The sequence below is a fragment of the Kitasatospora sp. NPDC018058 genome, assembly GCF_044327205.1.
Lineage (GTDB): Bacteria > Actinomycetota > Actinomycetes > Streptomycetales > Streptomycetaceae > Kitasatospora.
Genome location: NZ_JBIRFA010000018.1, coordinates 82,267 through 95,886, shown reverse-complemented (window position 1 = coordinate 95,886; position 13,620 = coordinate 82,267). Strand labels below are relative to the sequence as shown.

The following is a 13,620-nucleotide window of genomic DNA, read 5'->3' as shown; positions in this document are numbered from 1 at the left end:
CCTGGCGCGGAGGGGGTGGCACCGTGTGGGCGTTCCTGGGGTCCTTCCTCGCCTCGGCGGCGTACCTGGTCTGGACGGTCCGGTGGTGCCGGTCCGCGCGGGAGGAGCTGTGCCGGGTCGAACGGAGCATCGCCGAGCCGACCGGCCCTGAACTGGAGTCGTACGAACTGGCGGCGGTGGCCGATAACTTGACGGAGCTGCTGCTGTTCGAGGCGTATGAGCGCGGGGCCGTGGGCGTCCGCTCGTCCGGTCACCTGACGGCCGAGGGCCGCTCCGGCGGGCGCGGCTTCCACTCGGCGCTGCTGGCGGCGATCGAGGCCCGGCCGGGCGGCGATCTGCTCGCCGTGACGGCCGAGTTGAAGAGGCAGCCGACGCTGAAGGAGGTCCACCGTGAGCTCGCGGCGCGGGGGCTGGTCCGGGACGAGGAACTGCGCCGCCGGCTCAACCGGGCGGTGGGCTGGGGAACCGGCGTCTACCCGCTGATCGTGCTGCTCGGGCTGATCAGCGTCATCTGGACGGCGGGGGAGCACTGGAACGTCCTGATCCCGCTGGGGGTGTTCGCCCTGCTGCTCGGAGCCGCGGCGCTGGTCGGCAACCGGACGTTCGAGAACAGCTACCGGCACCGCACCGTGCACGGCGAGCGGGTGCTCCGCCTCGCCCGGACCGACGACCGCCGGCAGGGCGTCCCGGACCAGGTCGCCCTGCGTGGCTTCCACGGTCTGCCGGAGCGGCACCCGCGGAAGGTCGCCTGGGAGGCGTCGGACGCCCGGGAGGCGGAGCGGAGGCGCCAGGCCGAGGACAAGGGCGACGGGGGCCTCGGCGGGATCTGAGCCGGTTCAGGCGGCCTCGGCCGCAGTGCTCTCCGGTGACCGTGCGGCCACGTTCCCGGCGGCATCCGGTTCGGCCCGGCGCAGTGCCCCGGCGCTCAGCAGCAGGGCGAAGGCGAGCAGGGTGACCAGCCCGAAGGAGACGGTCAGCGAGGTGGCCTGGGCGAGGGCGCCGATCACGGCGGGGGCGATCAGGCCGGAGGTGTAGGTGACGGTGGCGACGCCCGCGATGGCCTGGCTGGGGTTGCCGCCGATCCGGCCGGCGGCCGCGAAGGCGAGCGGGACGATCACCGCGACGCCGACGCCGATCAGCGCGAAGCCCGGGATGGCCACCGCGGGGTGGTCGGCGGCCACCACCAGCACCCCGCCGATGGTGGCGATCGCCCCGCCCAGCCGGGTGGTGCGGACGGCGCCGAGCCGGCGGATCACCGCGTCCCCGGCGAGCCGGCTGACCGCCATGGTGAGCGAGAAGGCGGTGTACGAGGCGGCGGCGACGGTGGCGGAGGCGCCGGTGATGTCGCGCAGGTAGACGCCGCTCCAGTCCATCGAGGCGCCCTCGCCGAACACCGCGCAGAAGCCGACCAGTCCGATCACCAGCGAGCTGCGCGGCGGCAGCGCGAAGCGCGGCGGCGCCTCCGCCTCCTCGGGCGCCCGCAGCTCGGGCAGGCCCCGGCAGACCGGCTGGGCGAGGGCGAGCAGGACCAGTGCGGTGACGGCCAGCTGGAGCCGGGCGTCGAGGTCGAGGTGGGCGGCCAGGATGCCGAAGCCGGAGGCCAGCAGGCCGCCCGCGCTCCACATCCCGTGCAGCCCGGACATGATCGAGCGCCCGAGCCGCTGCTCGACCTCCACGCCCTGCGCGTTCATCGCGACGTCCGCCGTGCCCGCCGTGGCGCCGTACGCCAGCAGCACCGCGCACAGCGTCGGCAGCGAGGGGGCGAGCGCGGGCAGGGTCAGGGCCAGGCACCAGAGCGAGATCAGCCCGCGTACCGCCGCCCGGCCGCCGTAGCGGTGGACGAAGCGCCCGGCCAGCGGCATCGCGAGGGAGGAGCCGATGGCGGGCATGACGAGGGCCAGGCCGAGCTGGCCGGGGGAGAGGTCCAGCCGGTGCTGGATCCACGGGATGCGGGTGGCGAAGGTGCCGCCGACGGCGCCGTGCACGGCGAAGACCAGCGCGATGCTCGTCCGGGCCCGGCGCGGGGCGGCGAGTGGTTCGAGTGTCCTGGCGGTCATACGGCATTCCCTCCCGGTCGCGCGTGGTGGGGCGCGACGGTGCCCTGTGGGTGGTCTACGTGCAGGCCGATCGGTCCGCGTGGCGGATGCGGCCGTCCGGCGGATGGTTCGATAAATTATCAGGAAGGGACCCTGATAGAAACACTCTGGAAGGATGAGCTGCCATGACCACCGCGCGTACGGCCACGCCGAGCACCGCCCGGGCCATCAACGACCGGCTGGCGCTCAACCTCCTGCTCGAACAGGGCCCCCTGACCGCGACCGAGCTGCGCGACCTCACCGGCCTGTCCCGGCCGACCGTCGCCGACCTGCTCGACCGCCTCCAGCGCACCGGCCTGGTCGCCGTCGTCGGCGAACGCGGCGAGCAGCGGCGCGGCCCCAACGCCCGGGTCTACGCGCTGGTCGCCTCCCGCGCCCACATCGCCGCCTTCGACGTCCGCTCCGGCGGCGTCAGCCTGGTCGTCGCCGACCTGGCCGGGCGCACCCTCGCCACCGCCGAGGTCCCGGTCGAGGGCGACGGCACGCCCGACACCGCCGGGGCGATCGTCGCCACCCTGCTGGAGAGCGCGCGCGGCGCCGGCGTCGAGCGGCTGCACACCGTCGCGGTCGGCGCTCCCGGCCTGGTCGACCCCGCCACCGGCCGCCTCCACAGCACCGGCAAGCTCCCCCGCTGGCACGCCGAACTCCTCGCCGCACTAAGGGAGTTGCCCGGTGTCGAGGTGATCCTGGAGAACGAGGTCAACCTGGCCGGCCGGGCCGAGTACCGGGTCGGCGCCGCCCGGGAACGCGACACCTTCGTGCTGATGTGGCTCGGCCACAGCGTCGGCGCCGCCGTCATCCTGGACGGGCGGCTGCGCCGCGGCTTCTCCGGCGGCACCGGCGAGATCTGCTTCCTGCCCGTCCCCGGCACCGTCGGCCTGCCCAGCGCCGACAGCTGCGAGGGCGGCTTCCACGGCCTGGTCGGCAGCGCCGCGATCTGCGAACTCGCCCGCGCCCACGGGCTGCCCGCCGACCCGGCCGGGGACGCCGGCGCCGCCGAGGCCGCCGTGCGCGCCGCGCTCGCCGCCGAGGCCGAGGGCGAACCGTTCCTGGACGAGCTGGCCGAGCGGATCGCGCTCGGCGCGGCGAGCGTCTGCGTGGTGCTCGACCCCGGCTGCGTGGTGCTCGGAGGCGAGATCGGCCGGGCCGGCGGTGCCGGGCTGGCCGGACGGGTCGAACGGCGGCTCGCCGGGTTCTCCCCGCTGCGCACCGAGGTGCTGGCCGGCACGGCGGGCGGCGGCGCGGTGCTCGCCGGGGCCGTCCTCACCGCGGGGGACGCGGTCAGACGGGACCTGTTCGGCGAGTCGTAGGAGTTTCCCGTTGGTGTTCCCGGTACGGCAGGATGGCGGCGGGGGCGCGTACCTCCGTACCTCGAACCACCGTCAGGAGTCGCACATGGGCCAGCCCGAGGTGCCGGTCAACCCGTACCGCATCGGCGAGGCCGCGGCGCTGCTCGGCGTCAGCGCGGACACCATGCGGCGCTGGGTGGACGCCGGGAAGGTCGCCGCCGTGCGGGACGAGCACGGGCACCGGATCATCCCCGGCGCCGACCTCGCCGCCTTCGCCCGCGAGCTGGCCCGGCCGGAGATCGCCGAGGCCGAGGGGCGGCCGTCCTCGGCCCGCAACCGCTTCCCCGGGATCATCACCGACGTGGTGCTCGGCGATGTGGCCGCCCAGGTGGAGGTGCAGGCCGGGCCGTTCCGGGTGGTGTCGCTGATCAGCCGGGAGTCGGCGGAGGAACTGAACCTCGTCCCCGGCGCACCGGCCACGGCGGTCATCAAGTCGACCAATGTCATGATCGAACGGCGCTAGCCCCGACCTACCGATCCCCAGCCCCACCGACGACGAGTTCCGACCGAGAGGCCCGGATGCCCCCTTCGCACCTGCCGACCACCCAGGCCACCGTGCCGGCGAGCGAGGCGGTGGTCGCCCGCCCCGCCTCCGCCCCCGCCGACCGCCGCCCGGTGCTCGCCGTCGCCCACCGCGGCGACCCGTACCGGTACCGCGAGAACACCCTGCCCTCCGTCGAGTCCGCACTCGCCGCCGGGGCCGACGCCGTCGAGGTGGACGTCCAGCTCACCCGCGACAAGGTGCCCGTGCTGCTGCACGACCGCACCCTGGAGCGGCTCTGGGACGACCCGCGCTCCATCGAGCGGGTCACCGTCGAGCAACTGGACGAGTTGCGCCGGGGCGACCTGGCGATCCCCACCCTCGCCGAGGCGGTCAAGGCCGTCGCGGCCGCGAACGGCCCCCGGCTGCTGATCGACCTGGACGACCCCGGCCCGGCCGCCGCCACCTGGTCCGTCGTCACCGGGCTCGGCGCGGAGCGGCAGGTCTCCTTCTGTGGCCCCATCGCCGCCATGCTGGCCGTACGCGAGCTTGCCCCGGACGCCTCGATCGCGCTCACCTGGAAGCAGCCCCGGATGCCCGCGCCCGCCCTGCTCAAGGACCTGCGCCCGACCTTCCTCAACCCGCCGTTCGGCCTGGTCACCCCCGAGTTCGTGGACGCCGCGGCCGACTCCGGACTCGCCGTCTCCACCTGGACGGCCGACCTGCGCCGCACCATGCGCCGGCTGCGCGACACCGGGGTCGCCTCCATCACCACCAACCGGATCTCCCTGCTGCGCTCGGTGCTGGACGGCCGCCGGTGACGGTGCTCAGCACCCGGGCGCTCGGCCGGGCCCTGCTGGCCCGTCAGCACCTCCTCGCCCGGACCGACCTGGAACCCGCCGCGCTGGTCCACCACCTCGGCGGACTCCAGGCCCAGGCCGTACCCCAGCCGCCCTACCTCGGGCTGCTCGCCCGGCTGGACGGCTTCACCCCGGAGCAGCTCACCACGCTCATCGAGCAGCGCGCGGTGGTGCGCATCGCCCTCCAGCGCGGCACCATCCACCTGGTCACCGCCGAGGACTGCCGTACCCTGCGCCCGCTCCTCCAGCCCGTCCTGGACCAGGCGCTGCGCACCACCTTCGGCAAGCGGCTCGCCGGGCTGGACCTGACCGCGCTGGCCGCCGAGGCCCGGGCCCTGGTGGAGGAGGAAGCGCGCACCTTCCAGCAGCTCGGTGCGCTGCTGGCCGCAGGCCGTCCCGACCGGGACCCGGCCGCGCTCGCCCAGGCGGCCCGGTGTCTGCTGCCGCTGGTCCAGGTGCCGCCGCGCGGTCTGTGGGGGCGCAGCGGCCCGGCCGCGCACACCACCGCCGAGGCCTGGCTCGGCCGCCCGATGGACCCCTCGCCCTCGCCGGACGACCTGGTGCTGCGCTACCTCGCGGCCTTCGGCCCGGCCGGCGCGGCCGACCTGAAGAAGTGGTGCGGCCGCACCGGGCTCGGCCCGGTGCTGCGTCGGCTCGCGCCGCGGCTGCTGACCTTCCGGGACGAGCGGGGCCGGCCGCTGTACGACCTTCCGGAGGCGCCCCGGCCGGGGTCGGACGTCCCGGCGCCGGTGCGGCTGGTCGCGCCCTTCGACAACCTGTTGCTCTCGCACGCCGACCGCAGCCGGGTGCTGCCGGAGGAGTACAAGGGGCGGGTCATGAGCCAGAACGGGATCGTGCTCGGCACCCTGCTGGTGGACGGGCTGGTCGCCGGGACGTGGCGGCTGACGGGGGAGCGGGAGGTCACGGTCCAGCCGTTCGTGCCGCTGGCGCGGGCCGACCGGGAGGCGGCGGAGGCCGAGGCGCGGCGGGTGCTGGCCTTCGCGGGCGAGGGCGGCGGGGCGGTGCGGATCGAGGAGGTCGCTTAGCCGCACAACGGGCAGATCGTCAGATTCTCTGTTGAGATGGGGCGGTTCGGACTCAACGACGATCCCCGGCGGAGGCTGCCGTGTCCGTGGAGCGTCCGCCCGGAGGGCGGCCCGACCACCGCAGGCCGTACCTGATGCTGCCGCCGGCCGTGCGGCGGGCGGCGGCCTGGTCGGTGGCGGTGATCCTGCTGATCACCGTCGGCTCCCTGGTGGTCTTCGCGCTGGTCGAGCTGCGGGCGGCGACCGTGCCGTTCATCCTGGCGCTGCTCGGGGCCTCGCTGCTCCAGCCGGTGGTGCCCTGGCTGGTCCGCCGGGGCGTGGGCCGCAGCCTGGCGGCCGGGCTGACCTGCGTCGTGCTGGTCGTGGCGGTCGCCGGGGTGATCGTCCTGCTGGTCAACTCCCTGGTGCACAGCGCCCCGCAGATCGCCGCCTCGCTCCCGACGGCCGGCAGGCGGCTGGCCGCCTGGCTGGGCCCGTTCGGGGGGAAGATCCAGCACGCCCTGGCCAACGCCAAGGGCGAGACCAACTCGTTGGTCTCGACGCTCACCAGCGGGGTCCTCTCGGGCCTCGGCCTGCTCACCCAGCTGATCGCCGGCGGGGTGCTGGCCCTGGCCCTGGTCTTCTTCTTCCTCCGCGACGGCCACCGCACCGGCGACGCCATCCGCTCCTACCTGCCCGGCCGCAGCGCCGAAACCGTGGTCGCCTGCGCCGACCGCGCCTTCCAGGCGATGGCCGGCTTCATGCGCGGCACCACCCTGATCGCCCTGATCGACGCCAGCTTCATCACCATCGGTCTCGCCGCGCTGGGTGTCCCCGGCGCACCCGGCCTCGGCGCGCTGGTCTTCATGGGCGCCTACATCCCCTTCGTCGGCGCGTTCCTCTCCGGCACGGTGGCGGTGCTGGTCGCCCTCGCCGACGGTGGCCTGGGAACGGCGCTGTGGGCGCTCGGCGTGGTGCTGACGGTCCAGATGATCGAGGGCAACATCCTGCAACCCGTCATCCAGAGCCGCACGGTGGAGCTCCACCCGGCCACGATCATGGTCGCCGTGGTGGCCGGCTCCGGTATCGCGGGCATCATCGGCGCCCTCCTCGCCGTCCCGGTCTGCGCGGCGGGCAGCGGAGTGATCTCGGTGCTTCGGGGGCTGGCGTCCGGCCGCGAATAGGCGGGTTGCTCTTGGGGGGCGGACGTGCGAGCATCGCTAATGCGACACCAGTCGCAATAATGCTCGGGGGTGTGGATGGAACTGTTCGAGGTGGCCGAGGCGGGCGCCGGGCCGTACGGGGTGGCCGTGGGGCCGGACGGGGGTGTGTGGTTCACGCTGGTGCATGCCGGGGAGGTCGGGCGGCTGTCGGCGGACGGCTCGGTCGAGCGGTTCGGGCTGGGGGCGCCGGGGTGTGGGCCTTCGGTGATCACCGTGGGGCCCGATGGGGCGTTGTGGTTCACCCGGATGCGGGACAACCGCATCGGGCGGGTCACCGTGGAGAGGGGCGTGAGCTCGTTCGCGGTGCCGACGGCGAACGCCGGACCGTACGGGATCGCCGCCGGGCCCGACGGGGCGCTGTGGTTCACCGAGCTGAACGTCGACCGGGTGGGGCGGATCACCGTGGACGGGGAGGTGACGGAGTTTCCGCTGCCGCTGTCCGGGGCGTTCCCGTCGTTGATCGCCGCCGGGGCGGACGGGGCGCTGTGGTGCACGCTGAACCGGGCGGACGCCGTCGCCCGGGTGGGCGTCGAGGGCGAGGTGACCGTCCATCACCTGCCCACCGGGGGCACCGCGCCGGTGGGGATCGCCGCCGGGGCGGACGGGGCGCTCTGGTACGTGGGGATCGGCGGCGGGCTGGTCGGGCGGATCACCGTGGACGGGCAGGTGACCGAGTACCCGCTGGCCGACCGGGCCGCCAAGCCGCACGCGATCGCCGCCGACGGGGCCGGGCGGCTCTGGTTCACCGAGTGGGGCGCCGGCCGGATCGGGGTGCTGACCCCGGACGGGCGGCTGGACGGGTACCCGATCCCGGGCCCCGGCGCCGAGCCGCACGGGATCGCCGTCGGCCCGGACGGCGCGGTGCACGCGGCGCTGGAGCGCGGCCAGATCGCCCGGTTGGCGGGCTGAGCGGCCGCGCCCGGCCGGCGGGCGCGCCGGCGTAGGCGGGAGGAGGCGGCTCCCGATCGGGAGGTCCCGGTCGGGAGGTCCCTGGCGGGGCCCGGGAACTCGGGCCCAGCGGCCCCGGCCGGGCGGGCCCAAGGGCCCTGGGGCGCGGAGGCGGTGCGTTCGGATCATGGATCGCCATCATTCGCACGACGTTCCGAAGGAGTGCGTCCTTGAGCGCCACCCAGGCACAGGGCGACCCCATAACCCCGCCAACGCCCATACCGGAAGGGGAGGTTCGGTCCCGCCGACCCGGCTCGGCCCTGGTCGATCTGCTGACCACCACCGACCACAAGACGATCGGCACCATGTACCTGGTGTCCTCGTTCGCGTTCTTCCTGATCGGCGGCATCCTGGCCCTGGTCATGCGCGCCGAACTGGCTCGTCCCGGCACCCAGATCCTGTCGAACGAGCAGTACAACCAGGCCTTCACCATGCACGGCTCGATCATGCTGCTGCTGTTCGCGATGCCGCTGTTCACCGGCTTCGCGAACTGGATCATGCCGCTGCAGATCGGCGCCCCGGACGTGGCCTTCCCCCGGTTGAACGCCCTGGCCTACTGGCTGTTCATGGGCGGCTCGCTGATCGCCGCCGCCGGCTTCCTCACCCCGCAGGGTGCCGCCGACTTCGGCTGGTTCCTCTACGCGCCGCTGTCCGACGCCGTCCACTCGCCGGGCGTCGGCTCCGACATGTGGATCATGGGCGTGGCCCTGTCCGGCTTCGGCAGCATCTTCGGCGCGGTCAACTTCATCACCACCATCATCTGTATGCGCGCCCCCGGGCTGACCATGTTCCGGATGTCCATCTTCTGCTGGAACGTGCTGCTCACCTCGGTGCTGGTGCTGCTGGTCTTCCCGGTGCTCGCGGCCGCGCTGTTCGCGCTCGAGGCGGACCGCAAGTTCGGGGCCCACGTCTTCGACCCGGCCAACGGCGGGGCGATGCTGTGGCAGCACCTGTTCTGGTTCTTCGGGCATCCAGAGGTGTACATCCTGGCGCTGCCGTTCTTCGGGATCGTCTCCGAGGTCATCCCGGTGTTCAGCCGTAAGCCGATGTTCGGCTACGCGGGCCTGATCGCCGCGACGGTGGCCATCGCGGGCCTGTCGGTGACGGTGTGGGCACACCACATGTACGTCACCGGGCAGGTGCTGCTGCCGTTCTTCTCGTTCATGACCTTCCTGATCGCGGTCCCGACCGGGGTGAAGTTCTTCAACTGGGTCGGCACGATGTGGAAGGGCTCGCTGAGCTTCGAGACGCCGATGCTATGGACGGTCGGCTTCCTGGTCACCTTCCTCTTCGGCGGTCTGACGGGCGTGCTGCTCGCGGCGCCGCCGATCGACTTCCACGTCTCCGACTCGTACTTCGTCGTCGCGCACTTCCACTACACGCTGTTCGGCACGGTGGTGTACGCGATGTTCGCCGGGTTCCACTTCTGGTGGCCCAAGATGACCGGCAAGATGCTGGACGAGCGCCTCGGCAAGATCACCTTCTGGACGCTCACCGTCGGCTTCCACGCGACCTTCCTGGTGCAGCACTGGCTGGGCGCCGAGGGCATGCCGCGCCGGTACGCCGACTACCTGGCCTCGGACGGCTTCACCACCCTGAACACCGTCTCCACCATCGGGTCCTTCCTGCTCGGGCTGTCGATCCTGCCGTTCGTCTACAACGTCTGGAAGACCGCCAAGTACGGCGAGAAGGTCACCGTGGACGACCCGTGGGGCTGGGGCCGCTCGCTGGAGTGGGCGACCTCCTGCCCGCCGCCCCGGCACAACTTCGTCAAGCTGCCGCGGATCCGCTCCGAATCCCCGGCCTTCGACCTGCACCACCCGGACATCGCGGCCCGGGACGTGCTGGTGCACACCGGGAAGCCGGCCAAGCACCTGGGCGACGTGGAACCGGTGAAGTACGACCGGCCGCTGCCGCGGGCGGAGCGGGGGCGGGTGTCGTCCTCCTCCTCTCCTTCGTCCTCCACTGACGGCTGACGCCGTACCCCCTGAACGCCGTCCCCGCCCGCGTCGCTGCCCCCGGGCGGGCGGGGACGGCTCCGTGTCCCCCCTCCGTGAAATTCGCGTGATCTCCGCGATCTCCGCGGTCTCCGCGCGATCCCCGTGCGATTAGGAAGGCCGGCCCGTGACCCACACCGTCCTCGCCATCGGCACAGCCGCCCTCACGGCCAGCGGCTGCGTCTGGTACCTGCCCGCCATCGCCGACCTCCAGGCCGGCGCCGACCGGCCCCGCTCCACCCGTACGGCCGCCGCTGCCTGCGTGATGTGGTGGGCGGGGCTGGCGCTCGCGGGCGGGCTGCTGCTCGCCCTGTCCGACTGGCGGCCCGCCGCCCAGGCCGCCCTCACCGGGCTGGTCGGCGGCACGGCCCTGCGGATGCGGGCCCGGTGGGACCGGCGCGGCGAGCAGCGGGAGACCGCCGCCCGCTGGGCCGCCCTGGACGTCGGCCCGGCCCCGCGCACGGGCCGCCCGGTCGCGGTGGCGCTGGCCGGCTGGCTGGTGGTCGGGGCGGCGGTCGCCTCGCTGGGGGCGGTGGCGATCCTGCTGTCCGGTGGGGGCGCGGTGGTGCCCAGGGTGGCGCTCGCGGCGGTCAGCGGCGCGGGGGTGGCGCTCGCGTTCCTGCTGGTGGGGCTGGGGAACGTCCGGCGGCAGGGCCGCTGAGGGGGCTTCGTGCCTGCTCCGCGGCGCGCAACGCGTCGCGGAGGGTGGCGCGTACCGGGTCGAGGCGTACCAGGATGGCGGCGGGAGCACTGAGAGCTCCCGCCGCCGTCCACCGGGTCCTCCGTCCCGCCCCGATTGGGGCCGTTGGGCCCTGGGCCCGTGCCTGCGGGCGGGGGATGATGCCCTGGGCCCCGCTGGGAGTGTGCGGGGGTTGATGAAGGTGGAGCCGCGTGATGGCGACCAAGGTGGAGGGTGTCGAGGGTTCGGCGCCGGTTCGGGTGTTCCTGCTGGACGACCACGAGGTGGTGCGCCGTGGGGTGCACGACCTGCTGGACGGCGAGCCGGACCTGGAGGTGGTCGGGGAGGCCGCGACGGCCGAACAGGCGCTGGTACGGGTGCCGGCGCTGCGGCCCGATGTGGCGGTGCTGGACGTCCGACTGGGCGACGGGGACGGCGTGTCGGTCTGCCGTGAGCTGCGCTCGCGGATGCCCGACCTGGCCTGTCTGATGCTGACCTCCTTCGACGACGAGGAGGCGCTGCTCGACGCCGTGATGGCGGGCGCCGCCGGCTATGTGCTGAAGCAGATCAGCGGCACCGACCTGGTCGCCGCCGTCCGTACCGTCGCCTCCGGCCGGTCGATGCTCGACCCCGGTGCGGCGACGCGGCTGCTGAACCGGCTGCGCAGTGACGCCGAGCCCGCCCAGCCGGTCACCGCCGGACCGGGGCTGACCGCGCGCGAGCAGGAGGTGCTGGCGCTGATCGGCGAGGGCCTGACCAACCGGCAGATCGGCGAGCGGCTCTACCTGGCCGAGAAGACGGTGAAGAACCACGTCTCCCGGCTGCTCGCCAAGCTCGGCGTGGAGCGCCGGGTGCAGGCGGCGCTGATCGCCACCGAGCTGCGGCAGTCCGCCGCCGCGCAGCCGTCCACGCTGCGGATCGGCCGGGGCTGACGGCCCGCCCGCCCGCCCCGGGCCCGTCGGCGGGACCATCGGCCCTCGCGACCCCGCCCCGCCCGGGCGAGCATCGCAGGCATGAAGAGCGATGGCGACGGGACCACCCCGATGCCCCGGTCGGCCCCTCAGGACCCGAGCGGTGCCTCCCACACCAGCCGGGTGCCGCCGCCCTCGCCGTCCGCCGGGCCGAGGGTGAAGGCCCCGCCGACCCGCTCGGCACGCTCGGCGAGGTTGCGCAGCCCGCTGCGCCGGCCGCCCTCGGGCACGCCCACCCCGTCGTCGGCCACCGTGAGCACCACCTGCCCGGCCAGGGCGCGCAGGGTCACCTCGACCCGGGTGGCGCGGGCGTGCCGGGCGGCGTTGCTGAGTGCCTCGGCGAGGACGGCCACCACATGCTCGGCCAGCTCCTGCGGCACGTCGGTGTCGAGCAGGCCCTCCATGCTCAGCCGGGGCGCGAAGCCGAGCGGCCCCTGCGCGTCGGTGACCACCCGGGTCGCGCGGGCGCGCAGGCCGCGGTCGGGTTCGCTGTGGGCGCGCAGGCCGAAGATGGTCGAGCGGATGATCTTGATGGTCTCGTCCAGGTCCGCCACCGCGCGGGCCACCCGGTCGGCGGCGGCCGGGGACTCGATCAACCGGCCCGCGCTCTGCAGGGTCATCCCGGTGGCGAACAGCCGCTGGATGGCCAGGTCGTGCAGGTCCCGGGCGATCCGGTCGTGGTCCTCCAGCAGGTTCAACTGCTCGGCGTCGCGCCGCCGTTCGGCCAGCTCCAGGGCGAGTGCCGCCTGGTCGGCGAAGCCCAGCAGCGGGCCGGTCTCCTCCGGCCCGAAGGCCGGCCGCCCCTGCGCCCGGGCCAGCAGCAGCACGCCGCGCCCGTACCCGGCGCCGGTGCCCAGCGGCACCGCGACGGCCGGGCCCAGCCCGTCGAAGCGGCCCGCCGGACCGGCCGGGAAACGGGCGTCGCAGGCCAGTTCGTCGCTGGTCACCGGCGAACCGGAGGCGTACGCGGCGCCGGACAGGGTGCCGTCCACCGGCACCGTCACGCCCAGCCGGGCGGCGGGCGCGCCACCGAGCGCGACCTCGACCGTCAGCTCCTCGGCTCGCTCCTCCGGACCGGCCAGCGCCACCGAGACGTCCGCCAGTTCGGCGCCGGAGATCTCCCGGGCCCGGCGGGCGATCAGCTCGACCACCTCCAGCCGCGGCGCGCCCGACAGCAGGCTGCGGGTGATCTCGGTGCTGGCCCGCAGCCAGCGCTGGCGCAGCTGCGCCTCCTCGTACAGCCGGGCGTTGTCGATCGCCACCCCGGCCGCGACCGCCAGGGTGGCGATCACCGCCTCGTCGTCCTCGTCGAAGTCCAGCCCACCGCGCTTGTCGGTCAGGTACAGGTTGCCGAACACCTCGCCGTGCACCCGCACCGGCACCCCCAGGAAGGTGTGCATCGGCGGGTGGTTCGCCGGGAAGCCGACCGAGGCCGGGTGGTCGGACAGCACCGGGCAACGCAGCGGCTGCGGATGGCGGATCAGCTCGCCGAGGATGCCCCGGCCGGAGGGCGGCGGGCTGATCTCGGCGATCTCCTCGTCGGACAGACCCACCGTCAGGAACTGCGACAGCGAGTGCCCGTCCGGCCCGATCACCCCCAACGCGCCGTACCGGGCGTCCACCAGGTCCGCGGCGGCCTCCACGATCCGGTGCAGCGCCTGGGAGAGGTCCAGCTCACGGCCGACCGCGAGCACCGCCTCCAGCAGGCTGTGCACCCGGTTCTGCGTCCCGCGCGCCGCGTCGATGCGCCACTGGAGCTCCTCCAGCAGCTCGTCCAGGCGCAGCCGGGGCATCCGCGCGCCGCCGCCCGCCGCACTGCCGTCCGCTCCGCCCACCGCTGTCCTCCTCGTCCTCGCCCTGAGCGTCCACCGCTGCGGGCCCGGGCGGCTTCGGCGCCGTCCGACCAGCGGGAATGCCGTGTTTACACGGTAGTGCCCGGGTGTCGACGGGGTGGAGACCGGGGTCGTCCGTAATCTTCGGCCGGCGGGTCT

12 protein-coding genes are annotated in these 13,620 nt (G+C 74.4%); 10 read left to right on the top strand and 2 right to left on the bottom strand.

Features of this window, described 5'->3' with window-relative positions:
• The first annotated feature begins 23 nt into the window (after positions 1-23).
• The gene (locus tag ACH4E7_RS25410; protein ID WP_396251339.1) at positions 24-830 is read left to right on the top strand and encodes a TIGR04222 domain-containing membrane protein; all 807 of its coding nucleotides are present in this window, start codon (positions 24-26) and stop codon (positions 828-830) included.
• 6 nt (positions 831-836) lie between these two features.
• Here ACH4E7_RS25410 and ACH4E7_RS25405 read toward each other — a convergent pair whose 3' ends face one another.
• Positions 837-2,057 carry an MFS transporter gene (locus tag ACH4E7_RS25405; protein WP_396251338.1) on the bottom strand — a complete coding sequence of 407 codons (1,221 nt, stop codon included), beginning with the start codon at positions 2,055-2,057 and terminating at the stop codon, positions 837-839.
• Between the two features lie 164 nt (positions 2,058-2,221).
• Between ACH4E7_RS25405 and ACH4E7_RS25400 the strand changes: the two genes are divergently transcribed.
• The 9 genes from ACH4E7_RS25400 (at position 2,222) to ACH4E7_RS25360 (ending at position 11,590) form a co-directional block, all read left to right on the top strand.
• On the top strand, positions 2,222-3,406 hold the full coding sequence (locus ACH4E7_RS25400) for an ROK family transcriptional regulator (protein ID WP_396251337.1): 1,185 nt from the start codon (positions 2,222-2,224) through the stop codon (positions 3,404-3,406).
• Between the two features lie 85 nt (positions 3,407-3,491).
• Positions 3,492-3,908, top strand: a complete 417-nt coding sequence (locus ACH4E7_RS25395) for a molybdopterin-binding protein (protein ID WP_396251336.1) — start codon at positions 3,492-3,494, stop codon at positions 3,906-3,908.
• Positions 3,909-3,964: 56 nt separating this feature from the next.
• The gene (locus tag ACH4E7_RS25390; RefSeq protein ID WP_396251335.1) at positions 3,965-4,747 is read left to right on the top strand and encodes a glycerophosphodiester phosphodiesterase; all 783 of its coding nucleotides are present in this window, start codon (positions 3,965-3,967) and stop codon (positions 4,745-4,747) included.
• Positions 4,744-5,832: a winged helix DNA-binding domain-containing protein gene (locus ACH4E7_RS25385; RefSeq protein ID WP_396251334.1), complete on the top strand. Its 1,089-nt coding sequence runs from the start codon at positions 4,744-4,746 to the stop codon at positions 5,830-5,832. The genes ACH4E7_RS25390 and ACH4E7_RS25385 overlap by 4 nt, the downstream gene beginning before the upstream one ends.
• A gap of 80 nt (positions 5,833-5,912) precedes the next feature.
• A complete protein-coding gene (locus ACH4E7_RS25380; RefSeq protein ID WP_396251333.1) occupies positions 5,913-6,995 on the top strand; it encodes an AI-2E family transporter in 1,083 nt (360 codons plus the stop codon).
• A gap of 75 nt (positions 6,996-7,070) precedes the next feature.
• Complete coding sequence (locus ACH4E7_RS25375; RefSeq protein ID WP_396251332.1) at positions 7,071-7,943, top strand: virginiamycin B lyase; 873 nt, start codon at positions 7,071-7,073, stop codon at positions 7,941-7,943.
• A gap of 257 nt (positions 7,944-8,200) precedes the next feature.
• On the top strand, positions 8,201-9,958 hold the full coding sequence (gene ctaD / locus ACH4E7_RS25370; protein ID WP_396251425.1) for a cytochrome c oxidase subunit I: 1,758 nt from the start codon (positions 8,201-8,203) through the stop codon (positions 9,956-9,958).
• A gap of 148 nt (positions 9,959-10,106) precedes the next feature.
• A complete protein-coding gene (locus tag ACH4E7_RS25365) occupies positions 10,107-10,640 on the top strand; it encodes a hypothetical protein (RefSeq protein ID WP_396251331.1) in 534 nt (177 codons plus the stop codon).
• 233 nt (positions 10,641-10,873) lie between these two features.
• Positions 10,874-11,590: a response regulator gene (locus ACH4E7_RS25360; protein WP_396251330.1), complete on the top strand. Its 717-nt coding sequence runs from the start codon at positions 10,874-10,876 to the stop codon at positions 11,588-11,590.
• Between the two features lie 128 nt (positions 11,591-11,718).
• Here the strand turns inward: ACH4E7_RS25360 and ACH4E7_RS25355 are convergent, their stop codons facing one another.
• Positions 11,719-13,422, bottom strand: a complete 1,704-nt coding sequence (locus ACH4E7_RS25355) for a GAF domain-containing protein (RefSeq protein ID WP_396251424.1) — start codon at positions 13,420-13,422, stop codon at positions 11,719-11,721.
• Positions 13,423-13,620: the final 198 nt, after the last annotated feature.

What these genes read in the sequence shown, in the direction of transcription:
- ACH4E7_RS25405 (WP_396251338.1), bottom strand. Translation starts at nt 2,057, where the DNA reads ATGACCGCCAGGACACTCGAACCACTCGCCGCCCCGCGCCGGGCCCGG.
- ACH4E7_RS25400 (WP_396251337.1), top strand. Translation starts at nt 2,222, where the DNA reads ATGACCACCGCGCGTACGGCCACGCCGAGCACCGCCCGGGCCATCAAC.
- ACH4E7_RS25395 (WP_396251336.1), top strand. Translation starts at nt 3,492, where the DNA reads ATGGGCCAGCCCGAGGTGCCGGTCAACCCGTACCGCATCGGCGAGGCC.
- ACH4E7_RS25390 (WP_396251335.1), top strand. Translation starts at nt 3,965, where the DNA reads ATGCCCCCTTCGCACCTGCCGACCACCCAGGCCACCGTGCCGGCGAGC.
- ACH4E7_RS25375 (WP_396251332.1), top strand. Translation starts at nt 7,071, where the DNA reads ATGGAACTGTTCGAGGTGGCCGAGGCGGGCGCCGGGCCGTACGGGGTG.
- ACH4E7_RS25360 (WP_396251330.1), top strand. Translation starts at nt 10,874, where the DNA reads ATGGCGACCAAGGTGGAGGGTGTCGAGGGTTCGGCGCCGGTTCGGGTG.
- ACH4E7_RS25355 (WP_396251424.1), bottom strand. Translation starts at nt 13,422, where the DNA reads ATGCCCCGGCTGCGCCTGGACGAGCTGCTGGAGGAGCTCCAGTGGCGC.